We start from the raw sequence: 24,751 nt of genomic DNA on the forward strand, positions 1-24,751 counted from the left end.
GACGGGCGAGCAGCCCCCTCTTGCACGAAATCCTTCATTTCCAACCCCAATCTAGGACCGCCCCCGCGATCCTCACCCGTGCGCTGAAACAACAGCGACATTGCCCCGCGAAAGCGGGCGTACTCGCACCAATCTGAGTATCCCGGCACGACAGCGCCCCGGGTCCCAAGTCCAATAAGATCGATGGTTCTTCTCCAGCCGCACCCCCATGAGGCTGGCACCTTCGTCCCAATCAGGCGGCCCGTTCAGGTCGCCCTCCGAACCGCAATTGCGGCCATTTCTTAATAAAGCAATTTTACGCAAATCTCAGTAAAATCGGAGATACGGCAGTATTCGCTCAATTTTCAGTAAATCAGGGCGCCAACTGAGAAACAATTCCCCTAAAGGATAGGAACTATCTCCACAGCCTACCCAAAAGTATAAGGAATCAACCAAGACTCATGGCTAAATTCGAGTCCAGGCCCGGCTTATCCAATAAGGAATGTTAACCTTCTTCATCGGGCGGCTGGATCCGTTAACCATTTCCCCGCCATTGCCGAAACAAAATTAGCGCCAATCCGGGCCCGATTGTCGCCTGAAGCCAAATGGCGCCAAATCCGGGGCTGACGTTGATCATTGACCCGGAACTTGGCAAGGAGGGGCCTGGTGCCGGAAACCGCCGTCACCACATTCCCGTTTCGGGATCTGGGCAAAAGGACATCGACATGTGCGCTGCATCTTCTGAGCCATCCTCTGCATCAACCGCCGGGGCCGCCCCGATGAAATCTGCCAACTGGGTGGCTGCGGATCACGCAGACGGTCGCTTGATGGTCTGGCTGATGAACGAAGGGGACGCCGTGCAACATGTCTCCGCCAGCACAGGCGCCGATTTGATGGCGGATCTGGCAGGGCTGGTTGGCACGCTGCATGGCTGCGCCCCGGAGACGCCGATCCTGCTCAATGATGACAGCCTGCGGGGCGGCACGACGGGCACGATCGCGGTGCCTGCCAAGGTCACGGAGCTGCCGATGGGAGAGGCGATGCTGGGGACGCATCCGCTGCGGTTGCTTGGCGGGCTGTCACAAAGCGCCCCTGTTGGAGTGATGCGCGGTGCCGTCAATCGCATTGCGGGGTTCCTCAGCCTCAACCCCGACTGGGACGGCGTGATCTGCATTGCCGGGGCGACGACCCATTGGGCACTGATCAGCGCAGAGGAAGTGGTCAGTTTTCAGAGCTTTCTGACACCCGGACTGTGGCGCAGCCTGGCGCCGGGATTGGGCATTGAGGGGGGCGCAGAATTTCAGAGTGCCGAGCGCACCGCTCTGACAGCGGCGATGGAAACCATCCAGTCCAAACCTGAAGCCCTGGCCGCGCGTTTGGCCGAGCTTCAGGTTCTGCGGGACGGATCAGACAGCGAAATCTCTGCGCGTCTTTGGGGGCTGCTCCTTGGTGCAGAGCTGTCGGCGGCGCGCCCCTATTGGTTAGGGCAGAATGTTGCACTGATCGCAGCTGCGCCGCTGGATGTGCCCTATTGTCTTGCGCTCAATCACCAGGGCGTGCCGGTTACCCGTACCGACGCCGATCGCATGGCTCTGGCCGGTCTGGTCCGGGCCTGGCGGGGCATCACATCCTAGGATCTGCCAGAGCGCCTATGGCAGCGGATTGGTCTGGAACAGCCGGATCTTCAAACCGCCATGGGCCACCGGCGGACCAAAGGGTTTGAAGGGCAAATTCGTCGCCTTGGCCAAGGAGGTCTCGCTGGTAACGATGCCGACGCGCCAACCACTGAAACGGGCCATCAGCGTTTCCCCAAGCGCCGCATAGAGCGCATAGAGCAGCTTCTTGTTGCCGATCCGCGCGCCATAAGGCGGGTTCACGATCACCAGACCCGGTTTGCCCTCCGGACCCAGATCCGGTGGCGTCAGTTCGCTGACCGCCTGCTGAACAATGGTCACCAGATCGCCGACCCCTGCCCGTTCGGCATTGGCGGCGGCCATGTCAACCGCGCCATCATTGCGGTCGGATCCGTAGCAGCGTGCGCTGGTCTGGCGCGGGTTCTGCTCAGCACGCAGGGCCTGCCAGGCATCGGGATCAAAGCTGGCCATCTGTTCAAACGCAAAACTGCGGCTGCGGCCGGGAAACAGCCCTCTGGCGATCTCGGCCGCCTCGATCACAAACGTGCCGGAGCCGCACATCGGATCCACCACGGGCTCCTGCCCGTCATACCCGCAGTCCCGCAGGAACAGAGCGGCGAGGTTCTCGCGCATCGGCGCCTTGCCCACGGCTGTCTTGTGACCGCGCTTGTGCAGCCCCTCGCCGGAGGTATCGACGCTGAAGGTGCAGAGATTATCCTCGATCCGCAGTTTCACCGTGATGGGGGCATCGGCGCTGATCTCGGCGCCAAGCTCCTCCGTGATCGCACGTTCGATACGCTGGGTGGCCGCACCTGCGTGGTAGATCTTAGATTTCTTGTTGGTTGTGGTCTCCACGCGGACCGGGACATCCGCGCGCAGCACATCCGACCAGGGAAATTTGCGGGCGCGCTTGTCGAGCTGCGCGAGGTGAAACGCACGGAAAGAACCGATACGGGCCAGCACGCGCGCGGCACCGCGCAATTGCAGATTGGCGCGCCAGACATCGGGCCAGCCGCCTTCAAAAGTGACGCCACCGGGTACCGTTTTGGCACCGGCAAAGCCAGCCTCCGTCGCTTCGCGCTGCAGGGTCTGCTCCATCCCCGGAGGGGCGGTCAGGAAGATCTCGAATGTATCACATGTATCCATGACCTCTCCTTAGCGGCAAAACCCCCTGTCAGCGACGGCAAATTTCGCCATTCGGCGCGGCGGCGATGGCCGCTACCGTTGCCGTGCACGCAAGTGCGGATCGCGCACAGTGGGATTCCCGCGACGATTGCCGCGCTGCAGCACCGCAGAGCCCATCCGCACGGTCAGATCACTCGCCTCAAGGTGGATTTACTTACCTTTAAAATTCAGCACCTTACGACAAACTAAAAAATTAGTTTGACAAGATAGACTGCGGTATGGAACCTGTTTGTCAGCCGGGTGCCACGGGGCATCTTTGGCCACAATAAATCACTAGGGAGGAGAAAGATGCGGAAGTATCTTTTGTCCGCAGCCGCGGTTATTGCCGTGGTCGCGGGACAGGCAGCCTATGCCGATGAGGCCGCTGCCAAGAAATGGATCGACGAAGAGTTCCAGCCCTCGGTTCTGACCAAGGATGAACAGCTCTCGGAGATGCAATGGTTCATCAAGGCGTCCGAGCCGTTCAAGGGCATGGAAATCAACGTCCTGTCCGAAGGCATTCCGACGCATAGCTACGAATCCGAGGTGCTGACCAAGGCGTTCGAGGAAATCACCGGCATCAAGGTGAATCACCAGATCCTCGGCGAGGGTGAAGTGGTTCAGGCCGTGCAGACGCAAATGCAGACCAAGCGGAACCTGTATGACGCCTATGTCAACGATTCCGACCTGATCGGCACCCACTCGCGCCTGCAACTGGCCTATAACCTGACCGACATGATGGAAGGCGACTTCTTCGACGTCACCAACCCCGGTCTGGATCTCGGCGATTTCATGGGCACCCAGTTCACCACGGGTCCCGATGGCGATCTCTACCAGCTGCCTGATCAGCAGTTTGCGAACCTCTACTGGTTCCGCAAGGACTGGTTTGACCGCGAAGACCTGCAGGCCGCGTTCAAAGAAAAATACGGCTATGACCTGGGCGTTCCGGTCAACTGGTCCGCATATGAAGACATCGCCGAATTCTTCAGCGAAGACGTCAAGGAAATCGACGGGACCACAATCTTTGGTCACATGGACTACGGCAAGCGCGCGCCTGACCTTGGCTGGCGGATGACCGACGCCTGGCTGTCGATGGCCGGTGCCGGTTCGAAAGGTGAGCCGAACGGTGTGCCGATCGACGAATGGGGCATCCGCATGGAAGCGGATTCCTGCAACCCTGCCGGTGCAAGCGTGACCCGCGGTGGTGCTGCCAATGGTCCGGCTGCGGTCTATGCGATCCGCAAGTGGGACGAATGGCTGCGCAAATACGCCCCTCCGGGTGCTGCATCCTATGACTTCTACCAGTCGCTGCCCGCTCTGGCACAGGGCAACGTAGCCCAGCAGATCTTCTGGTACACCGCCTTCACCGCCGACATGGTGAAGCCGAAGTCCGAAGGCAACAACACCGTTGACGACGAGGGCAACCCGCTGTGGCGGATGGCGCCCAGCCCGCACGGTCCCTACTGGGAAGAAGGCCAGAAGGTTGGCTATCAGGACGTGGGTTCCTGGACCTTCCTGAAATCCACCCCGGTTGATCGCGCCAAGGCGGCCTGGCTCTATGCTCAGTTTGTTGTGTCCAAGACCGTTGACGTGAAAAAATCCCACGTTGGTCTGACCTTCATCCGTGACTCTTCCGTGAACCACGAGAGCTTCACCGAGCGTGCGCCCAAGCTGGGTGGTCTGGTCGAATTCTACCGTTCGCCCGACCGCGTTGCATGGTCCCCGACCGGCGTAAACGTGCCTGACTATCCGAAGCTGGCCCAGATCTGGTGGCAGCAGATCGGTGACGTGAACTCCGGCGCCTTCACCCCGCAGGAAGCCATGGACCGTCTGGCCGAGGAAATGGACATCACCATGGCCCGTATGCAGCGTGCAGACGAGCAGGCGAATGTCTATGGCGGCTGCGGCCCGCGTCTGAACGAAGAGAAAGACGCCGAGTGGTGGTATGCCAATGGCGGCGCCAAGCCGAAACTGGAGAATGAGAAGCCGCAGGGCCAGACCGTCAACTATGACGAGCTGGTTGCCCGCTGGGCATCTGAGTAACCCCCTCCTCCCCGTGGGGAGCGCGCGGATCTATCCGCTGCGCTCCCCGCTTTCGCCCCGGAGCGTGGCTGGCCCTCTCCGGGGCAATTTTTTCCCAAAATTAGATCGCGCATGCCGCGCGCAACAGGCCGTCCGCCGGAAAGTCAAAGCAAGATGGCACTCGAACTCAGAAACGTGACCAAACGCGTCGGCGCCCAGCTGCATATCAAGGAAACCTCCCTTGTGCTGGAGCCAGGTCACTTCAACGTCCTTCTGGGCGCCACCGGGTCAGGCAAGACCTCTCTTATCAAGATGATGGCGGGTCTTGACCCGATTGCCAGCGGACAGGTGCTGATGGATGGTCAGGATGTGACCTCGCTCAGCACTCAGAAGCGCAATATCAGCCTGGTGCACCAGTTTTTCATCAACTACCCCCATATGACCGTCTACGAGAACATCGCCTCGCCGCTGAAGGTGGCTGGTATGGCGAAGTCCGAGATCGAAGGCCGCGTCGAAGAAGCCGCAGACATCCTGCAGCTGCGCCCGATGCTGCACCGTCGCCCGCATGAGCTGTCCGGTGGTCAGCAGCAGCGAACCGCGCTGGCCCGCGCAATTGCCAAGGAAAGCCGTGCGGTGTTCCTGGATGAGCCGCTGGCGAACCTCGACTACAAGCTGCGCGAAGAGCTGCGCGATCAGCTGCCCGAGCTGTTTGCTGGTCGTGGCGCCGTTGTGGTCTATGCAACCTCCGAACCGGAAGAGGCGCTGCTGCTGGGTGGGAAGACCGCGCTGATGCAGGATGGCCGCGTCACCCAGTTCGGCACCACTGCCGATATCTATCGCAACCCCGATAATGTCGCAGCGGCGCGCGTATTCTCCGATCCGCCGATCAACACCGCCCCAATCGTGAAGCAGGGCAGCACAGCGCGCCTGGGCAATGACGTCAGCTGGTCGCTGACCGGCGCGGCGGCAGATCTGGCAGATGGCCCCTACACCATCGCGATCCGCCCTTACCACGTTCTGCCGATCGCCAGCCCTGCGACCACGGTGCAGCTGTCGGGCCGGGTGCAGGTGACGGAGTTGTCCGGCTCTGAAAGCAGTGCCCATTTCGACATGGGCTTGGATGCAGATCACGGCAGCTGGGTCTCCCTTGCTGCGGGGGTTCACCCCTATGAGGTCGGCGAACTGCATGATTTTTATATGGATCCCTCGGCGGCATATGTCTTTGCCCCTGATGGCTCCCGCGTGGCGTGAGGCGCAAATGGCAAAAATTACACTCTCAAAACTGCGGCACAGCTATGTGCCGACCCCCTCAAGCGAATCCGACTACGCCCTGAAGGAAATCGACCTCGACTGGACCGATGGCGGTGCCTATGCCCTGCTTGGTCCTTCGGGTTGCGGCAAGTCCACGCTGCTGAACATCATATCCGGCCTGTTGGTGCCCTCCGAAGGGCAGATCCTCTTTGACGGCAAGGATGTCACCAAACTGCCCCCAGATCAGCGCAATATTGCGCAGGTGTTCCAGTTTCCGGTGATCTACGACACCATGACCGTTTACGACAACCTCGCCTTTCCGCTGCGCAACCGCGGCCGTGACGAGGCAACGGTCAAAGAGCGCGTGATGGCCATTGCCGAGATGCTGGAAGTGACTGATCTGCTCAACACCCGCGCCGCAGGGTTGAGCCCGGACAACAAGCAGAAGATCTCCATGGGCCGGGGTCTGGTGCGCGAGGATGTGAACGTCGTGATGTTCGACGAGCCGCTCACCGTGATCGACCCGCATCTGAAGTGGAAACTGCGTTCGAAGCTGAAAGAACTGCATCAGCGCGTGAAGGCCACGATGATCTATGTGACCCATGACCAGACAGAGGCGCTGACCTTTGCCGATCAGGTGGTGGTGATGCAGGATGGTCTGGTGGTACAGATCGGCACCCCGGTTGAGCTGTTCGAACGCCCCGCACATACGTTTGTTGGCCATTTCATCGGCTCACCTGGCATGAACGTGCTGCCTTGCGACCTGCGCGCAGGCCAGCCCTATATCGGCACCCAGCCGATTGCACTGGAAGGCCCGATTTTGGGTGACGCCAAAGGCAAGACCGAGGTCGGCATCCGGCCCGAGTTTGTCACGCTCGCCGCGAACGGCCTGCCTGCAACTGTGACCAAGGTTTCGGATGTCGGGCGGCACACCGTTGTCGAATGTGAAGCTGAAGGCCAGCGGATCAATGCCGTGATCGAAGGTGCAGGCCCCGCCAAGGGCGAGGCGGTCCACCTGTCCTTCCGTCAGGACCAGACCCGGCTTTATGTCGATGGCTGGATCGCGACAGAAGCTGCCCAATCTGCCACCGCGACCGAGGAGCAGGCATAATGAAAACCGAAAACCAAAAGGCGTGGTTCTTTGTCCTGCCTGTCCTTCTGCTCGTTGCCTTCAACGCGCTGATCCCGATGATGACCGTCGTCAACTACTCCGTTCAGGAGACATTCGGCGACAACGTGTTCTTCTGGCAGGGGCTCGACTGGTTCCAGCAGATCCTGCGCTCTGACCGGTTCCATGCCGCGCTGGGACGCCAGTTCCTGTTCACCTTCCTGATCCTGATCATCGAGGTGCCGCTGGGCATCGCCATTGCGCTGTCGATGCCACGCAAGGGGTTCTGGGTGCCGGTCTGTCTGGTGACCATGGCGCTGCCGATGCTGATCCCGTGGAATGTGGTCGGCGCGATGTGGAACATCTTCACCCTGCCGGATATCGGCCTCCTGGGGTATTTCCTGAACCACGTGCTGGGCATCAACTATGATATGACACAGGACCCGATTGCGGCTTGGGTGACCATCGTGACCATGGATGTCTGGCACTGGACCTCGCTGGTGGTACTGCTGAGCTATGCCGGTCTCGTGTCGATCCCCGACGCCTATTATCAGGCGGCCAAGATCGACGGCGCCTCCAACTGGGCCGTGTTCCGGTTCATCCAGCTGCCGAAGATGAAGACGGTGCTGACCATCGCGATCCTGTTGCGGTTCATGGACAGCTTCAACATCTACACCGAGCCGTTTGTTCTGACCGGCGGCGGACCCGGCAATTCCACCACGCTGTTGTCGATCGACCTGGTGAAGATCGCCCTTGGTCAGTTCGACCTAGGCCCGGCTGCCGCCATGTCGCTCATCTATTTCGCAATCACGCTTCTGGTCAGCTGGCTGTTTTACACGCTGATGACCAAAGACGACCAGAATTGAGGATCTGATACGATGCAAAAACGTACCATCGTCCCCATCGTCTATATCCTGTTCCTCATGCTGCCGATTTACTGGCTGGTGGCGATGAGCTTCAAGACGACGAATGAAATCCTGTCCGGGTTCTCGCTGTTCCCGCAAACCTTTACGCTTGAGAACTATGCAACGATCTTTACCGATCCGAGCTGGTACTGGGGCTACATCAACTCGATCATCTATGTGTCGATCAATACGGTGATCTCCGTCGCTGTTGCCCTGCCTGCGGCCTATGCGTTCTCGCGCTACCGCTTTCTTGGCGACAAGCAGCTGTTTTTCTGGCTGCTGACCAACCGGATGGCGCCGGCCGCGGTGTTTGCGCTGCCGTTCTTCCAGCTTTATTCCGCTGTCGGCCTGTTCGACACCCATCTCGCGGTGGCTCTGGCGCACTGCCTGTTCAACATTCCACTGGCGGTCTGGATCCTTGAAGGGTTCATGGGCGGCATCCCCAAAGAGCTGGATGAAACCGCCTATGTGGACGGCTATTCCTTCCCGCGCTTCTTTGCCACGATCTTCATCCCGTCGATCAAGGCAGGCGTCGGCGTGGCGGCTTTCTTCTGCTTCATGTTCTCTTGGGTGGAACTGCTGCTGGCCAAGACATTGACCGCCGTTGCCGCAAAACCCATCGCGGCCACCATGACCAAAACCGCCTCAAGTGCCGGGTATGAGCTGGGCCTGCTGGCGGCCGCGGGCACATTGACAATCATTCCGGGCGCGATCGTGATCTATTTCGTCCGCAACTACATCGCAAAAGGCTTTGCGATGGGGAGGGTATAATGCTGAGTTGGATGGCCTGGACCTGGCCCACCGCCCTTGTGTTCATCGGGATCTTTTCGGCCATCGGCCTGATGATCGTTCTGGAAATCCGTCAACCCGGAGGCGACACCCGCAAAGGCGCGCTGGGGCTGGTGACAACCCGTGGCGACCGGCTGTTCATCAGCCTGCTGGGCACCTCCTACATCTTCCTGGCCTGGCTGGGTCTAGTGGGGATGCCGCTGTGGTGGCCGCTGGGGCTCTCGATCGGCTGGTTTGTCTTCACCTTCTGGAAGGTCTGACCGCAGTTCATTGGCAAGGGGCCCCTTGGCGGGCCCTTTGTCGCAAGACCATCACCGTGTTTTTCGCGGTCTCGGGACCACTCTCTTAAAAAAGTAGTTTTCAAACCTCCCCCCAATCCCCTAGCATGATCAAAGCCCAGGACAACCGGACAGACATGATGCGAAAGAAACAGGACAACCCGCTTTTGACAGAGGTTGAACTCGAATTCATGACTGTTGTCTGGGAAACCGGCGGCGGCACGGTGCGCGATATCCTGGCCGAACTGAACAAAAGCCAGGAACGGGCCTACACATCGGTCGCGACTGTGCTGAAGATTATGGAACAAAAAGGGTTTCTGAGCAGCGAACGAGCTGACAGATCCTTGGTCTACCGTCCTGCGGTGCCCAAGGCGGATTATCAGAAAACCACTCTCAAGAACCTTTCGAGCAAGCTCTTCAACGGCGCCCCGGCGGCCCTCGTCGCCCGCCTGGTGGATGACGAGGATGTCACCGACGAGATGCTCGTGGAGATACGGGCCTTGCTGAATGAAAGGTTGGGGGACGATGAACGCTGAGAGTTTTCTGAACGCCTATATTGACCTGAATTTACTGCTCCTTGCCGGCACCGTTCTTTGGCTGGCTCTGCGGGCGATCCTGGCACGCAGTCGGCTGGGCCCGGCGTTTCGCCCACAGCTCAGGCTGCTGAACGGCATGACGCTTTTGCTGACGGTGTCACCGATACTGGTGGTTGCTCTGACCACCTATGTCGTCTCCCAGCCGCCCACCCTGTCGGACATGCTGGTGGCGCAGTATCTGCAGGGCAATGTCAACATGAGCGCCACACGGTTTGAGAGCATCCTTGGCCTGCGCGAAGATCTGGTGAGGGCGTTGATGGCGCAGACCAGCCTCTGGGCGCAGCTTGCCATTGCCGCGCTCATTGTCGGTGCCCTCCTTTCCCTCGCGCAGCTGGGCTTGGCCGTGCTGCGGCTGCGAGCGGGATTGCGACAGGCCTATATCTGGAAGCGTCTTGGCCGTATCGAAATCCGCATCAGCGACCGGAGCACAGTCGCCTTCTCCACGCGCGGCCTGTTTACCCGCTATGTTGTGCTGCCCTCCGCGCTGGTCACAAACCCATCGGATCTGCGGTTGAGCGTTGCCCATGAATTGCAGCATTTCCGCCAGTGGGATGTGGAATGCGAATTCCTGCTGGAGGCACTGCGCCCCTTCCTGTTCTGGAACCCCGCCTATCACCTCTGGCGTCGTGAAGTGCAGATGCTGCGGGAATTTGCCTGTGACCAGGCGCTGATGACGCGCGGGCAGCGGGATATCCGCGCCTACTGCGAATGTCTGATCCGGGCCTGCACCCTGGCGGCGCGGGATCCGATCCGCTTCGTGCAGCGCAGCCCCTCGGTCGCATTGGTAGATCGGCGCGAACTGCGCCGTGGGGCCACGCTGGCCCGGCGCATTGATGTGGTCACCGCAGCGCAGCAGCCCCAAGATCCCCATATGTTCGGCTGGATGCTGGTTTCGACGATGCTGGCGACCGGGGTGATTGCCACCGCGCTCCTGATGCAGCGGCCCGGCGACTGGAGCCATGACCGGATCATGTTGTCGACCATCGTCAATCTCGAGCGGATGGCCCACCGCAACGCTGTGACCGATACCAATCAGACGGCTGTCACTGCCTTGCAGGGTGGGTTCATGACGCTCACCAAATAACCCCTTTCGGTGGTTCACGACCTGCGACGGCTGTCAGAACTGCATCCATTTCTGCTGATCGAGACATCCTCTAGGGCGTACCGGTGAGTTTGCGCAGCTGCGGTGTCGATCCCGGAAAAACAAACACCCGATCACAAAAAATCGCCCGATCTGAAAATCAGACCGGGCGCTTCTGTCTCATGTCTTGATGCGGTCAGCCGTAGGCTGAGTGAGCGCCAGCAGCCCCATCCGCCGCCCAGTCACCTGAGCCTGCGCTGGCTGCGCCATTGCCGAGCTGGAACCGCGAAACCACGCCGGTCAGCGCCTGTGCTTCATGTTGCAGCAGCTGGCTGGCGGCAGAGGCTTCCTCGGACATTGCGGCGTTTTGCTGAGTGGTGCCATCTAGACGCCCCATAGCGCCGTTGATGTTCTCCAACCCTTTGGATTGTTTCTGCACGCCATCTGCGATTTCAGTGATGAGGTCGGATACATTCGTGACCTTTTCGATGATCCCGCTGAGCGCATCCCCCGCACGCCCGACCATGGCCACCCCGTTTGCGACATGTTCCTCGCTTGCCGACGTCAGCCCCTTGATCTGCCCAGCAGCTTTGGAGGCCCGCATCGCGAGGGCACGCACCTCAGAGGCGACAACTGCAAAACCAGCACCGGCCTCACCGGCCCGTGCCGCCTCGACGCCTGCGTTCAGTGCCAGAAGATTGGTCTGGAAGGCGATATCGTCAATCATGTTGATAATCTGCGAAATCTGCTCGGAGGCATCCTGAATCTGGTCCATCGCCTGGACCGCAGACGTCACGATATGGTTGCTGTGTTCGGCCTCGTCGCGTGTACCGCGCATGGTCTCATCGACCTGCCCGGCCCGGTCGGCGGTCTCTCGAATGCTATTGGTCAGGTCCTGCAGCGCTGCTGCGGTTTCCTCCAAAGTGCCGGCCTGCGCTTCGGTCCGATGCGCCATTTCCTCGGCGGAGGCACGCTGCTCTTCGGAAAACTTGTCGACGTTATGAGCCGCATCCACCACCTCAGACAGTGAATCGCGCAGGTTGACCAGGCTGCGATTGAAATTCTCGCGCAGCGTTTCGTAGTGCTCCGCAAAAGGTTGTTGGATGTCGCAGGCCAGGTTGCCGCGCTGCAACTCGGCCAGGGCGCCGCTCATCTCCTCGACAACCGCAGCGGTCTGTTTTGCGGCTTCTTCTTCGCGCTCGGCGGCCTCATCCGCGATCAGCAGCTTGTCGCGGAACATATCCAGACTCCGGGCCAGATCGCCCAGCTCATCACCACGGCCACGGCCGCTGATTTCACTTGCGTAATCTTCGGCAGCCAGCGCATTCGTAGCCTCGCGCAGCGCCAGAATCGGGCGGGTGACATGGCGTGCCGCGACGAAAGACACCACGATAGCAATCAGGACCGAAACCCCGATCATCAGCATCGCCACAAGCCGGATGTCGCGAACCTTTGCAAAAGCTGCCTGTTCTTCGGTCTGTAGCACCAAAGACCAGTCAAAGCCCGCAATGTCCAATGGCCGCACCATGGCAATGATGGGTTTACCAGAGATGGATGTGGCGCCCTCAAACAGACCGCTATCGCCCGCCGCGGCCGCCTTGGTTACGGCGTTCTCCGGCAGGGCATCGCCAATGGCAAACTCCCCTTCGATCACCGAAGTACTGCGTGCGGTGCCGTCGCTGCCAACCAGGAAGATGTTCTGATGCCCATCGACGTCCATGTTGGATGTCAGCGCGGCCACGACTGCAGCGCTTGAAATCTGAACCGCCATCACGCCGATGACTTCTTTTTTCTTGTTGAATACCGGCACCGCCATAAAGGCACCTGCACCGCCGCCGCCCGGCGCATAGGTCGCAAAATCAGCGGTCACAACCTGACCTTCCTCGGCGTTGAGCGCTGCGCTGAACACTTTGCCTAGGCCGCTTTCGGCATTCTCGCCCGAACCGAATTGCTGAATGAAGTCTTCGCGTTTCTTTACCGAATACATCAGCTGGCCGGATGCGTTCAGAAGATAGAGATCCTCATAACCGTTGACCTCCAGCGACTGCAGGAAAGTCGGGTGATAGGTCGCATGGGACTGGCTGTAATAGGAGCCATCGCCCGGATCGCTCAGCAGATGACGTTCGTTCGCCGCGTTGGGGTTTTCCTCGATGTAGTGACGCCGCAGGAACCCAACCGGCTCTTCTTCGATCATCGTGTAGACGCGGTCGAAGTTGCTGATGGCCCGGAATACCGTTGGCTGCGACGCGTTGATCGACAAGTCGCGGCGCGCGGCCTCCATCATGAAGCTCAACGCCTGCTCACCGGAACGGGCGGTGGTCGCTTTCGACGCATAAACGAAATCGCGAATGCTCTTCTCCGCCATCGAATAGACGAGGAATGAGACTGTCACCAGAAACGTTGCCGTCAAGGCCACCATAATCAGGGGCAATTTCAGCTTGAGCGAGAGTTTCGGGGCCTTGGGCATGACGCGCATGTCTCCTCTTAAAAGTGCCGATTCTGTCGCAAGGCGACCGAATAGCCTAAGAGATAGCCAGACAATTCCTTCTATTTCGTTCACGTTCGGTTTGCGAACAACTGTGGAAAAAACAACGCCGCGCCTTTCGGCACGGCGAAAACGACAATAGATGCAGACGGTTGTGTCAGAAGCGATCCGCTGCAAAGGCAGAGAGGTCGATGGCGGGCCGACGCGCCTCGACCAGATCCGCGACCAGCTCGGCCGTGGCCGCCGATTGTGTCAGGCCGACATGGCCATGGCCAAAGGCATAGATCACGCGCGTGTCACGGGTGGCCGTACCGATCACTGGCAGGCTATCGGGCAATGAGGGGCGATAACCCATCCACTGGGTGCCATTGGCCGTGTCCAGTTCGGGCATGAACTGCGCGGCCTTTGCCAGGAGCGTGTCCGCGCGTTTGAAGTTCGCAGGCAGTTTCAGCCCGCCCAGTTCAACCGCACCGCCGACACGGACTCCCCCGCGAATCCGGCTCACCACAAAGCCATGTCGGCTGAAGGTAATATGCGTGCGCAGATCAAAACACCCCGCCGGCAGGGTCGTATTATAGCCGCGCTCGGTTTCCAGCGGCAGCCGGTCCCCCAGCCTGCGTGCCAGGTGATGTGACCAGGCACCGGCGGCTATCACGACATGATCCGCCAAGAGCGGCTCGCTCTCTGTCATGATGCGAATGCCATCGTCGCCGGTCTCCAGATCGCGCACATCGCCCTTGCGAAACTGGCCACCTCGCGCTGTGAAGGCCTGAAACAGATGCTCAACCCAGGCCTTGGGGTCGCAGGTGTTCATCCAGTCGGGCGTGAACCCTGCGTGGGTAAACCGGGAGCTGAGACCGGGTTGGATCTCGGCGATTTCAGCCGGGCTGTGGAGCAGAGAAAACCGGATGCCGTGATCACGGCGCAGCTGCCAGCCGTATTGGCTGGCCACGAACTCGGCCTCGGATTCATATAGCTGCAGGGCGCCTTCGCGCTGGATCATCGCTTCGCCGCCGATATCGGAGATCTGGCGTTCCGTCGCGGCCTTGGCAAGGTGCATCAGAGCGGCCTGGGCCTTTACCACGGCCTGATAACGATCCCGCCAGCTGGCCCGCCAGAAGCGGATCAACCAGGGCGTCAGCTGCAGGGCGTAGGCAGGCGGCACAGACAGCGGGCCAAGCGGATCAAGGAGCCAGCCCGGCGCCTTTTTCATGATGCCGGGCGTCGCAAGCGGCTCAACATCGGTGAAGGCAAAGGCCCCGGCGTTGCCTGCGGAGGTTTCCTCGGCCACGCCCTTGCGATCCAGCAGGACAACCTGCCCGCCGCTGGCTGCAAGCTCGCTTTGCAACCGCAGAGCCGTGCTGACACCCACGACACCTGCACCGATAACCACAACCGTCTTTGTCATCTGCCCCCCATTCGTGACTGTGGCGAGGCCCCCGCCCCGCCACCTGCTAACCGGCGTTACGCCAAGGTATAGGCAGTTTTGACTTTTGTATAAAAGTCTTTCGCATGGCTGCCCTGCTCGCGGGCGCCAAAACTGGACCCTTTGGTGCCGCCAAATGGAACGTGATAATCCACCCCGGCGGTCGGAAGATTCACCATCGCCATGCCGGCCTCGACATTGGCCTTGAAATGCGTCGCATATTTAAGCGATCCGGTGCAAATCCCTGCGCTGAGACCAAACGGTGTGTCATTGGCAACCATCAGCGCCTCGTCATAGTCGGCAACGCGAATAACCGATGCCAGCGGGCCAAAGACCTCTTCCTGATTGATGCGCATCTCGTTCGAGGTCTCGGTCACCAGAGCAGGCGAAAGATAAAATCCCTTGGTGCTGCGCTGAAGCGTCTGGCCTCCGAGCACCCGCCCGCCTTCGCTGGCGGCGACATCTATATAGTAGAGATCCTTCTCCAGCTGCCGCTCATCCACAACCGGGCCAATCTGGGTCTCCTGATCCAGCGCATTGCCGACCCGAAGATCTGTCATCCGCTGGCCCAGAGCCGCGACAAAACGGTCGTGGATGCCTTCGGTCACGATCAGCCGCGAAGAGGCCGTGCAGCGCTGACCGGTGGAGAAGAACGCGCCATTGAGGCTGGCCTCGACCGCGGTCTCCAAATCGGCATCATCCAGCACCACCATTGGGTTTTTGCCACCCATTTCCAGCTGCAGCTTCTTGCGCTGCGCGCCGCAGGCAGCCGCAATGGCGCTGCCGGTCTCGACCGAACCGGTAAAGGAGACAGCATCAACATCACGGCTGTCCACAAGCCGCTGACCAACGGTGCTGCCGGAGCCAAAGACAATGTTGAAGACACCATCGGGCAGACCGGAGCGGCTGATGATCTCGGCCAGCGCGTGGGCGCAACCCGGTGTCAGCTCGGCCGGTTTCAGAACAACCGCATTGCCATAGGCCAGTGCCGGGGCGACTTTCCAGGCCGGGATGGCGATGGGGAAGTTCCAGGGCGTGATGAGGCCGACAACGCCGACCGGAGAGCGGGTCACCTCGACACCGACGCCGGGGCGAACCGAGGCAAGTATCTCACCCGCCTGGCGCAGGGTTTCACCCGCGAAGAACTTGAAAATCTGCCCGGCCCGCGCTGCCTCGCCGATGCCTTCGGGCAGCGTCTTGCCTTCTTCGCGCGACAGCAGCCGACCCAGTTCGGCCTTGCGGGCCAGGATTTCGGTGCCGATGGCGTCCAATACATCAAATCGCTGTTGCGGCGTGCTGGCGGCCCAGCTCGGGGCGGCGGCCTTCGCTGCGGCAATGGCGCGATCCATGTCTTCGGCCTGGCTGTTGGCGGCGTAGCCCAACATGTCCTGCGTGTCGGACGGGTTGATATTGGCGCTGGCGGCGGCGGTCTCCGACCAGTCGCCGGCGATCAGGTTGCGATAGTCCATCAAAATACCTCTTGGGTGGTGATCCCCGCCCGATAGGGGTCTGCGGGATCAAAGTTCAAAACTGTGTCTCCGGTCACAAAGGCCGTGCCGGTTATGGTCGCAATCACTCCGCCGCTGGAGCCTCTGCGGTATTGCAGCGAATAGGTGCTGCCGATCACGCTTTCCTGAATCCAGGTCACGCCGGGCGCAAGATCGCCATCAGCAGCAAGGCAGGCCAGTTTCGCCGCCGAACCGGTGCCACAGGGCGAGCGGTCATAGGCTGTTCCCGGGCAAAGCACGAAGTTGCGTGCATGCCCTTCGGAGGTCAGCGGTGGCGCGACATACTCGACGTGGTCGATCATGGCGCCGTCGCGCCCGGTGATCCCCTGCTCGGCCAAGGCAAGCCGCAAATCAACGGCCCGCGCGGTCAGCTGGTCGATATGGGCCAAAGTGAGTGGTGCCGGTGCATCGGAGGTCAGGAAGAACCAGTTTCCACCCCAGGCGATATCGCCCGTGACGGGGCCTTGATCTGGCACCTCGACCACGACGTTGGCGCGATAGCGGTAGCTCTCGACATTTTCGACAGCGGCGCGATTGGCGGACTGCAAATGGACGCCGACGGTCCCAACCGGCGTTTCGATATGATGTCGGCCCAGATCAAGGCGCCCGAGATGATGCAGGCTCACTGCGGTTCCTATGGTGGCATGGCCACACATGCCCAAGGGCCCGACCGGGTTGAAATAGATGACACCGACGGCGCAGCCGGGATCTGTCGGCGGCACCAGCAGGGCACCAACGATGGCGTCGTGACCACGTGGCTCCGACAGTACCGATGTGCAAAAGCTCCGATGCTCGCGGAACAGGCGCTCGGCCCGCTCCGCCAGTGATCCACTGCCAAGGTCCGGCCCGCCCGAGAGGATCAGACGGGTCGGCTCTCCAGCGGTATGGCTGTCGATTACCCGCATAGCGCCGCAACATCGGGTTGCTGGCTCCAGTCGGCGTACCAGCTGCGGAAGAGGTCATATTGCGCTTCGACATAGGCTTTCTGGCTGGCGCTGAGCCGGTCGCTTTCGTTGAAATGCAGCTGGTATTCGCTGTCGCCGTTCAGCACCATCAGGTGCTTGTAGTAGAGAACCAGATCCGCACCTTCGTCGAAGGAGGACAGCACCGCCAGTGCAGCTTCCAGTTCAAGCGCCTGCCGACGGGCTGTTGCATTGCCCTTAGCCGCCAACTGGCAAAGCGAAACAAGATGCAGCACCTCTGCAGGCAGCGCATTGCCGATCCCGGTGATTGCGCCCCCGGCCCCACAGTTCACATAGCCGTGGAACACGGTGGTATCGACGCCGATCATCAGGGTAACGCTGCTGTCCTGCGAGGTGATGTTCTCGGCTGCATACCGCAGGTCCTCAGCGCCGCCGAATTCCTTAAATCCGATCAGGTTCGGATGGTCACGACGCAGGTCAAAGAACAGATCAGCGCGCGTAGCGAACCCATAATAGGGGCTGTTGTAGATCACCGCAGGCAGCGTGGGTGCGGCAGAGAGCACGGCTGCGAAATGGTCGCGCTGCGCGGCCACGGAACTGCCGCGCGACAGAACGCGCGGTATCACCATCAGACCGGCGGCCCCGACCTCGGCGGCATGAGCGGCATGGGCAGCGGCCTGCGCCGTATTGACAGCGCCAGTACCGACGATAGTCGGCACGCCAGCGGCAACCAATCGGGCAACGCCTTCCATCCGCTCGGCATCGCTGATCAGTGGCCAGTCTCCCATCGATCCGCAATAGACCACCGCCGACATGCCCTTCGAAATCAGCTCCTGCCCCTTTTTGACCAGCGCATCGAAGTCCGGTCGGCGGTCGGCGGTGCAGGGGGTCATCAGGGCCGGGATACAGCCGGAGAATACGGGGTGTGTCATTGTTGGATCCTCTTCAATGGATATGAACCCGAGGGTGCTGGCTCTCGGCGCTATGCTTTATTGCATAATACATATTGGATCCAATATTCAATATGATATTTATCTGCACTTTCCCCGCAGTGACGATCAAGGGTATAAACCGGACAAGGAGCGAAGATATGAAGTTGAAATCCGTTGATATATCCAAGACCGCGTCTGCCTCGACGATCGTCTTTGACGCCCTGCGCAAGGCGATTATCGAAGGAGACCTGAAGGAAGGTGAGCCGCTGCGGCAGGATGAGATTGCCCAGATGTTCAACACCAGCCGAATCCCCGTGCGCGAAGCGATTTCCAGACTTGAGGAACAGGGCCTGGTCAAAACCCAGCGCTACAAGGGCGCTGTCGTCTCAGGCCTGTCGGCGCAGGAAGCCAAGGAGATTTTCGATTTCCGCGCGGTTCTGGAATCGGAGGTGATCCGCCGTGCTGTCCCGCGGATGTCGCCTTTGGCGCTGGCCAATGCCAAGGCCTGCCTGGAAGCGTTCTCGCAGTCGGAAGATCCGATGACCTGGGGCGAGTTGAACCGGGATTTCCACTCCACACTCTATCGAGAGAGCGGGTTGCAATACCACATGGATGTGATCGACAATGCGATGGACCGCGTTGACAGCTACCTGAGGGCGCAGCTGGTGCTGACCAATGGTAACGAACGGGCCAATCGTGAGCACATCGCTATCTGGGAGGCCTGTGTTGCAGGCGACGCTGACCTTGCAGCGGCGCTCACACGTGACCACATCACCGGCTCCTGCGAAACGCTGCTGCAACGATTGGAGGATTTCGGCTAAGCGCCCGGAGCCGCCGCAATCTCCCTTAAGACGTCTTGAGCGCCTTCTTGCGACGCCGCCGCTCGGATAAAATGAAGCCCAGCACCGACCAGGGATGCTTCAAGGCCGATTTGTCCAGTTTCCGCAACCCGCCCTTCAGATAGGTGCGGCGAAGTTGCCGTTCCTCAAGTCGGCTGCGAATGGCCTCGAGAATCGGGTCACCTTCGGTCAGACCGAAAACCTGCGCATCGGACAGGCGCTGGCGCAAAAGCGAAACCTCGCGGCCGACCTCTGCCAGACGTTTTTTTCGAAAAGCCTCGGCATCTGTGATGGATTGCTGCGTGCTGGTCTGCCCCATACCGACCCGATAGATGATAAGATCTTCGTCGATGAATGCGACGCGCCCCTCCAGCGCAGCACGGAACCCAAGCACAAGGTCCTCGTAGCAGTCTGCATATTGGATCGGACCATACTTGCGGAAGAGATCCTTGTGCCAGGCACAGGTCGCCCCAAGGAACAACTGCATTGAACAGGCCGCGGACATGGCATCGGTCCGGGTGTAGAATGTTGCCTTGGCATAGGTTTTGGGCATCGGTTTGCCGTCCAATGTCTCGACCTGGCCGTGCGAGAAGACCAGAAGCGGATCGTCACGCTCAAAGACTTCAATGGTCCGTGCCACGCGTCCCGGAAGAGAGATATCATCGCCGGACGCGGCAATGATGACGTCACCTGTACTCAGGTTGAAGCATCGTTCGATATGTTTGTTGACGCCCAGGTTCTGCGGGTTCTTGTTAAGCACAACGGAATGTGGCCCGGAGTAATCGGCGACCAGCGCCTCCATCGCCTCAAAGGTGCCATCCTGCGAACAATCGTCCGACAGCAGAATCTCGATAGGATCGCAGTCTTGTGCCAGCACGGCCTCAACCGCCTCTTTCACATAGTCCCGCTGATTGTAGGTAAGAAGCACAACTGAGTAGCTGTATCTGTTCATTTCAACCCAATCCAACCTGCACGCACGCGCAGAAAATCCATTGCTGTTGCCCCTGCGGGTCTCAGGCCTGTCTTACCACCTGGACGCCGACGCCGTTAGACCACCAATACTGCAGTTTGCAAGAAGGAGCCATGCCCGACAGCTGCGGTTGCCCGTGTGCGCAGCCAATGACACTGCCTGCCCGCTGGCACCGCAATCGAGTGATCCCGGCGGTCTTCTGGCGGTTACAGCCACGTAGGCCAAGTTCCGCAATGCAGGCGCGGCATGCGCCAATTCGATTGATCGGAGATGACAATATGGTAGACAGCTGTGCCAATAGACCAGACTGGATCGCTCTTATTCGATGATAGATCCGACGTTTGCTCCGATCAGCTGCCAAAGCCGGTCGTTGCCACAAGACCGGAGTACGGATTTGCCACTCAGCGATTGCAAATTTATTGACCTGCCCAAGATCGAAGACGCACGCGGCAACCTGACATTTGTCGAAGGGATGAACCACATCCCGTTTGATATCAAACGCGTCTACTACCTCTACGATGTGCCGGGCGGATCGGATCGCGGCGCGCATGCGCACAAGGGTCTGCACCAGTTCATGATCGCGATGTCCGGCAGCTTTGACGTTGTTCTGGATGACGGGTTCGACAAGAAACGCTTTCATCTGAACCGCTCATATTTCGGCATCTACATCTGCCCGATGATGTGGCGATATCTCGATAACTTCTCCTCCGGTGCGGTCTGCATGGTGATGGCATCCGCGCCTTATGACGAAGGCGATTATATTCGCGACTACACCGACTTCCGGCAGGCCGTGGGGGCAACGTGATGCAGGTTCCGTTTCTCGATCTGAAAGCGGCCTATGATGAGCTGGCAGTGCGCAGCGAACCCCGGATGCTGGAGAGCCTGCGCTCCGGCTGGTATATCCTCGGCCCGGATGTTGCCGGGTTCGAGCAGGCGTTTGCCCGCTACTGCGGCGTCTCGCATGCGCTTGGTGTTGCGAACGGGCTGGATGCCTTGCGCCTGGCACTTGTGGCGCTGGAAATCGGGCCGGGAGATCGGGTGCTGGTTCCCTCCAACACCTATATCGCCACCTGGCTGGCAGTATCGCAATGTGGCGCGATCCCGGTACCGGTGGAGCCTGATCCGGCAACCCATAATATCACGGCTGACGGCATACGCGCCGCCATGGTGCCCGGCGCCAAGGCGGTTATTCCCGTTCACCTATATGGCCAGCCCGCAGACATGACCGCGATCATGGCGGTTGCCCGCGAATTGGGGCTGAAGGTGATCGAGGACGCCGCGCAGGCGCATGGCGCGCGCTGGGACGGACGCTCCATCGGCGGAACCGGTGATATCGTCTGCTGGAGTTTTTATCCGGGGAAGAACCTCGGAGCATTGGGAGACGGCGGCGCGGTCACCACCAATGACGATGCACTGGCCGACCGGCTATCGCTGCTGCGCAATTACGGGTCTCACGAAAAATACCGCAATGAGGTTGCAGGGTTCAACAGCCGCCTCGATCCGGTTCAGGCCAGCTTCCTGACCGTGAAGCTGGCGGTGCTGGAAGACTGGAACGCACGGCGGGCGCAGATCGCCGCGCGCTACCTGTCGGAATTGTGCGATCTTGGCATTGCGCTGCCCAATGTCGCGGCCAAGGCCGATCCCGTCTGGCATCTGTTTGTGGTGCGGCACCCGGACCGGGACCGGCTGGCGAAAGATCTGGCCGATGTCGGCGTCCAGACCCTGGTGCATTATCCGATCCCGCCACATGCGCAGGCGGCTTATGCTTCCTTGGGTCTGACGGATTCGATGCTGCCACTGGCAACGCAGCTGGCCCGGGAGGTGATCAGCCTACCCATCGGCCCGCATCAAAGCCACGCGCAGACCGATCATGTGATCAGCTGCCTCAGGCGGCTGGCCTGACCCCTGCCCCCTGCCCAGGTCAGAGCATGGTGCCATCAGGGATTTATCGGCTGGAAAGCATTGTCGAGATGATCGACCACCTCAACCCTTGCCGGGCTGCGCAGGAGCTTTGCGTATTTGTATTTGAAGGCACCGCTGGACAGTTCCACAATCCGCCCGGCCACCCAGCCGGGGTCAAGCATGGTCGATGTGTCTTCTGTGGTGCCGTCCCAGAAATTCGTACGTATCGCTGACGGAGCGACGACCAGCACCTTGCCGATCCCGTCGCCGCGCACCAGCGCCGCCCCCAACATGCCAAGACCGGCCTTGGTCGCGCAGTAGGCAGGCATTCCCGCCTGCGGTTTATACTGTGAGCTTGAGGTGATCAGCATCAGTTTGAGCGGTCCGGACGCCTGCCGGACCAGTCGCTGGATCAGCATCATAGGCCCCAGCAATCCGACATTGGTCATCTGCGCAAGCGCGGCATCCTCTAGCGAGGCAATCGTCCCCTGCTGCAAAAAGCCCGCGCAATAGATCAGGGTCTGCACATCTCCGACCTGCCGCGCCAACCGATCCAGTTCCGTGATCAGATCGCTGGAATCCTCAGTCACCGAAAGTGCATGAAACCGTGCGCCGCTGAAGCCCGGATCGGCCCGTCCGGTGATGGTGACCCGGTGTCCCTCGGCAACGTAGTGCCGCGCCAGTTCTAGACCGACGCCAGAGCTGCCGCCGACAATCAGAATGTTCTTCTTCACAGTCACCTCGCGCCCGCATCCGCAAAGCAACTGATAGCCCTGCCCAGGAACATCCGCAACATCGCCTGCGACGCCGTCGCCGATCGACACAGAGGCAGGATTCAAGGCGGATCCCAGCCCGCAACCGCTTGCGATGAACATCTGCCGGAGCCGCGGAAACCATTGTCAGGCAGCGGCCAAATCCACGCTGGAGGCTGTACTCCCTGCCACTTGGAGCGGCGGTTTGGGCCCGATTTGGCCGTTTCAACTAAACTTTAAGCACCATCTTCTAATTTAGTCGCTCAGATCTGGACGGCTCCAGCACCGGTACAAACAACGCGTCTTGCGTATTGTACAGTAACCCGAGGTGAAAATTGGTAACTAGAACAATTGAATCGTTTTACCTCGGAACGTTTTCCGATCTGGATCCAAACGAAGCCAACTTTGCATCTGAAAACTCCTCCATCCTGGTTGGCGCCACGTTCGGCAGCTCGGGCGCGCCGCTTTATGACAACATCGACAGCCTCACAGTAAACGACCTCAACAGTGACGGGCAGCTCCTTGAGAACGACAACGGACAAAGCGCCGATCAGCTGATCTATGGCGGAATATCCTCCGATATCGACAGCGCCATCGACTACAATGTCCTTGTCACCTATTCCGATGGCACCACGGCTACGACGCAGATGCTGATCCTGTAGGATACATCAGGTCGGGTGTTCCTTAACCCCTACAGAGAAGGTGACCCTGCCAACAACGTTCTCGACGACAAGCCGATCGAATCCATTCAGCTCACGTCAGTCATCGGTGACAACTACTCCTTTGCCTTTGCCGACCTCGAACAGGATGCCTTTATCGACGGCACGGTCGACGGCACCGCAGGGAATGACAGCATCGGCGCCAGCTATATCGATGCCGACGGCACCCTGATGAACGCCTATGGCGGCGACGATACCGTGGATGCTGGAGCGGGCGACGATACAATCTATGCCGTAGCCGGCAACGACAGCATCGTCGCGGGCGCGGGCAACGATATCGTCTACGGCGGAAGCGGCAGCGATACCCTGATCGGCGGAGACGGCAAAGACACGATCTACGGCGGAACCGAGGCCGACCTGATGACTGGCGGCGCAGGCGACGACGTCTTTGTCACAGGTGCTGGCGATACAGCACAGGGCGGGACCGGCGACGATACCTTCTATAACTATGCACCAGAAGGCATAGGCGGCACGATCAGCATCATCGGTGGCGAAGGGGACGAAGACGGGAATGGCGACTGGCTACGACTGACGTTTGAGGACGGCGGCGCCTGGGAAAACGATCCGCTTACCGTCACGCTAACCAGTAGCGAGGCCGGTTCCGTGACCGGTGGCAGTTCGACCATCAATTTCTCCGAGATTGAATTCATCTCCACAGGCCTTGGAAACGACACCATCGACCTGTCGAGTGGCAGCACCGGTATGCGGATTGATGCCTCATCTGGGGATGACAGCGTGACCGGCGGCACCGGCGCCGACACAATTGATGGCGGTAGCGGCAACGACGTTCTGGGCGGCGGTGCCGGGGCCGACACAATCGATGGCGGTACAGGCGACGACGTGCTGGACGGCGGCGGCGGCGCCGACACAATCGATGGCGGCAGCGGCAATGATACGCTTCTGGCCAATTTCGGCGCCGACACCTTTATCGGAGGTGCCGGGATTGACACCTACGATATCGTCAATTCTGATGCGTCGTATGTCAACTTCAACATCGATCTCACGACCGGTACGGACCAGCACGGCAACACCTATAGCGGGATCGAGAACATTCTCGGCGGCACAGCCAATGACAGCCTGACAGGCGACGGCGCCAATAACCTGCTGGACGGCGGCGCGGGCGCGGACACGATTTCGGGCGGTACTGGCGCTGATAGCCTGTCGGGCGGGGACGATGCCGACACGTTTGTGGTCGAGGACGGCTTTGGCGCGGACACGATCATCGGCGGCGAAGGGGTCACCACCGGCACGGATTACGACACTATCGACCTCTCCGCCGTGACCAACCCGGTCACCGTGACCTTCACCGGCTCCGGCGCGGGCACGATCAGCGATGGCACCAGTACGCTCACCTTCTCCGAAATCGAGCGCGTAATCCTGGGCGATTCAGCCGATGTGGTGGACGCCACCAACGACGCAGGCGGGATCGAGATTATCGCAGGCGGCGGCAACGACACCGTGACCGGCGGATCCGGGAACGATACAATC

22 protein-coding genes are annotated in these 24,751 nt (G+C 60.2%); 14 read left to right on the forward strand and 8 right to left on the reverse strand.

Features of this window, described 5'->3' with window-relative positions; genetic code table 11:
* Positions 1-758: 758 nt before the first annotated feature.
* Entirely contained in the window at positions 759-1,613 is an 855-nt protein-coding gene (locus VXL81_RS04020; protein WP_416553028.1) for a 2-dehydro-3-deoxygalactonokinase, read from the forward strand.
* A 15-nt stretch (positions 1,614-1,628) separates the two neighbouring features.
* Here the strand turns inward: VXL81_RS04020 and VXL81_RS04025 are convergent, their stop codons facing one another.
* Positions 1,629-2,759: a THUMP domain-containing class I SAM-dependent RNA methyltransferase gene (locus tag VXL81_RS04025; RefSeq protein ID WP_416553030.1), complete on the reverse strand. Its 1,131-nt coding sequence runs from the start codon at positions 2,757-2,759 to the stop codon at positions 1,629-1,631.
* A 327-nt stretch (positions 2,760-3,086) separates the two neighbouring features.
* On the opposite strand from VXL81_RS04025, the gene VXL81_RS04030 reads away from it, so the two are divergent.
* From VXL81_RS04030 to VXL81_RS04065, 8 genes are all read left to right on the forward strand, one after another.
* A complete protein-coding gene (locus tag VXL81_RS04030) occupies positions 3,087-4,820 on the forward strand; it encodes an ABC transporter substrate-binding protein (RefSeq protein ID WP_340544511.1) in 1,734 nt (577 codons plus the stop codon).
* Positions 4,821-4,973: 153 nt separating this feature from the next.
* Positions 4,974-6,050, forward strand: a complete 1,077-nt coding sequence (locus VXL81_RS04035; protein ID WP_340544508.1) for an ABC transporter ATP-binding protein — start codon at positions 4,974-4,976, stop codon at positions 6,048-6,050.
* A 7-nt stretch (positions 6,051-6,057) separates the two neighbouring features.
* Positions 6,058-7,161 (forward strand): ABC transporter ATP-binding protein, encoded by a 1,104-nt coding sequence (locus tag VXL81_RS04040; protein ID WP_340544505.1) that lies wholly within the window; start codon positions 6,058-6,060, stop codon positions 7,159-7,161.
* Positions 7,161-8,024: a carbohydrate ABC transporter permease gene (locus VXL81_RS04045; RefSeq protein WP_340544503.1), complete on the forward strand. Its 864-nt coding sequence runs from the start codon at positions 7,161-7,163 to the stop codon at positions 8,022-8,024. The genes VXL81_RS04040 and VXL81_RS04045 overlap by 1 nt, the downstream gene beginning before the upstream one ends.
* Before the next feature lie 12 nt (positions 8,025-8,036).
* Positions 8,037-8,834: a carbohydrate ABC transporter permease gene (locus VXL81_RS04050; protein ID WP_008561997.1), complete on the forward strand. Its 798-nt coding sequence runs from the start codon at positions 8,037-8,039 to the stop codon at positions 8,832-8,834.
* Positions 8,834-9,112, forward strand: coding sequence for a DUF2160 domain-containing protein (locus VXL81_RS04055; protein WP_340544496.1), 279 nt, complete (start codon positions 8,834-8,836; stop codon positions 9,110-9,112). Before VXL81_RS04050 ends, VXL81_RS04055 begins: the two co-directional genes overlap by 1 nt.
* Before the next feature lie 158 nt (positions 9,113-9,270).
* Entirely contained in the window at positions 9,271-9,666 is a 396-nt protein-coding gene (locus tag VXL81_RS04060) for a BlaI/MecI/CopY family transcriptional regulator (RefSeq protein WP_340544494.1), read from the forward strand.
* Complete coding sequence (locus VXL81_RS04065; RefSeq protein ID WP_340544492.1) at positions 9,656-10,810, forward strand: M56 family metallopeptidase; 1,155 nt, start codon at positions 9,656-9,658, stop codon at positions 10,808-10,810. The genes VXL81_RS04060 and VXL81_RS04065 overlap by 11 nt, the downstream gene beginning before the upstream one ends.
* Before the next feature lie 193 nt (positions 10,811-11,003).
* Here VXL81_RS04065 and VXL81_RS04070 read toward each other — a convergent pair whose 3' ends face one another.
* The 5 genes from VXL81_RS04070 to VXL81_RS04090 form a co-directional block, all read right to left on the reverse strand.
* Entirely contained in the window at positions 11,004-13,283 is a 2,280-nt protein-coding gene (locus tag VXL81_RS04070) for a methyl-accepting chemotaxis protein (RefSeq protein ID WP_416542545.1), read from the reverse strand.
* 166 nt (positions 13,284-13,449) lie between these two features.
* Positions 13,450-14,700, reverse strand: a complete 1,251-nt coding sequence (locus VXL81_RS04075; protein WP_416553033.1) for an NAD(P)/FAD-dependent oxidoreductase — start codon at positions 14,698-14,700, stop codon at positions 13,450-13,452.
* Between the two features lie 56 nt (positions 14,701-14,756).
* Positions 14,757-16,187: an aldehyde dehydrogenase family protein gene (locus VXL81_RS04080; RefSeq protein WP_416553035.1), complete on the reverse strand. Its 1,431-nt coding sequence runs from the start codon at positions 16,185-16,187 to the stop codon at positions 14,757-14,759.
* The gene (locus VXL81_RS04085; RefSeq protein WP_416540647.1) at positions 16,187-17,131 is read right to left on the reverse strand and encodes a proline racemase family protein; all 945 of its coding nucleotides are present in this window, start codon (positions 17,129-17,131) and stop codon (positions 16,187-16,189) included. The genes VXL81_RS04080 and VXL81_RS04085 overlap by 1 nt, the downstream gene beginning before the upstream one ends.
* Positions 17,122-18,081, reverse strand: a complete 960-nt coding sequence (locus tag VXL81_RS04090) for a dihydrodipicolinate synthase family protein (RefSeq protein ID WP_340544485.1) — start codon at positions 18,079-18,081, stop codon at positions 17,122-17,124. The genes VXL81_RS04085 and VXL81_RS04090 overlap by 10 nt, the downstream gene beginning before the upstream one ends.
* Before the next feature lie 158 nt (positions 18,082-18,239).
* On the opposite strand from VXL81_RS04090, the gene VXL81_RS04095 reads away from it, so the two are divergent.
* Positions 18,240-18,902: a GntR family transcriptional regulator gene (locus VXL81_RS04095; protein ID WP_340544483.1), complete on the forward strand. Its 663-nt coding sequence runs from the start codon at positions 18,240-18,242 to the stop codon at positions 18,900-18,902.
* A gap of 25 nt (positions 18,903-18,927) precedes the next feature.
* On the opposite strand, the gene VXL81_RS04100 is transcribed toward VXL81_RS04095, so the two are convergent.
* The gene (locus VXL81_RS04100; RefSeq protein WP_340544482.1) at positions 18,928-19,872 is read right to left on the reverse strand and encodes a glycosyltransferase; all 945 of its coding nucleotides are present in this window, start codon (positions 19,870-19,872) and stop codon (positions 18,928-18,930) included.
* 412 nt (positions 19,873-20,284) lie between these two features.
* On the opposite strand from VXL81_RS04100, the gene VXL81_RS04105 reads away from it, so the two are divergent.
* Positions 20,285-20,695: a sugar 3,4-ketoisomerase gene (locus tag VXL81_RS04105; protein WP_340544481.1), complete on the forward strand. Its 411-nt coding sequence runs from the start codon at positions 20,285-20,287 to the stop codon at positions 20,693-20,695.
* Entirely contained in the window at positions 20,695-21,792 is a 1,098-nt protein-coding gene (locus VXL81_RS04110) for a DegT/DnrJ/EryC1/StrS family aminotransferase (RefSeq protein WP_416553037.1), read from the forward strand. The genes VXL81_RS04105 and VXL81_RS04110 overlap by 1 nt, the downstream gene beginning before the upstream one ends.
* 35 nt (positions 21,793-21,827) lie before the next feature.
* Here the strand turns inward: VXL81_RS04110 and VXL81_RS04115 are convergent, their stop codons facing one another.
* Positions 21,828-22,631 (reverse strand): SDR family NAD(P)-dependent oxidoreductase, encoded by an 804-nt coding sequence (locus tag VXL81_RS04115; RefSeq protein WP_416553039.1) that lies wholly within the window; start codon positions 22,629-22,631, stop codon positions 21,828-21,830.
* A 248-nt stretch (positions 22,632-22,879) separates the two neighbouring features.
* Between VXL81_RS04115 and VXL81_RS04120 the strand changes: the two genes are divergently transcribed.
* Positions 22,880-23,206 (forward strand): hypothetical protein, encoded by a 327-nt coding sequence (locus VXL81_RS04120; protein ID WP_416553041.1) that lies wholly within the window; start codon positions 22,880-22,882, stop codon positions 23,204-23,206.
* Positions 23,207-23,221: 15 nt separating this feature from the next.
* A partial coding sequence (locus tag VXL81_RS04125) for a calcium-binding protein (protein WP_416553043.1) occupies positions 23,222-24,751 on the forward strand: 1,530 nt, incomplete at its 3' end.

It is taken from the genome of Phaeobacter sp. JH204B, assembly GCF_048055755.1.
GTDB classification, from domain to species: domain Bacteria; phylum Pseudomonadota; class Alphaproteobacteria; order Rhodobacterales; family Rhodobacteraceae; genus Phaeobacter; species Phaeobacter bryozoorum.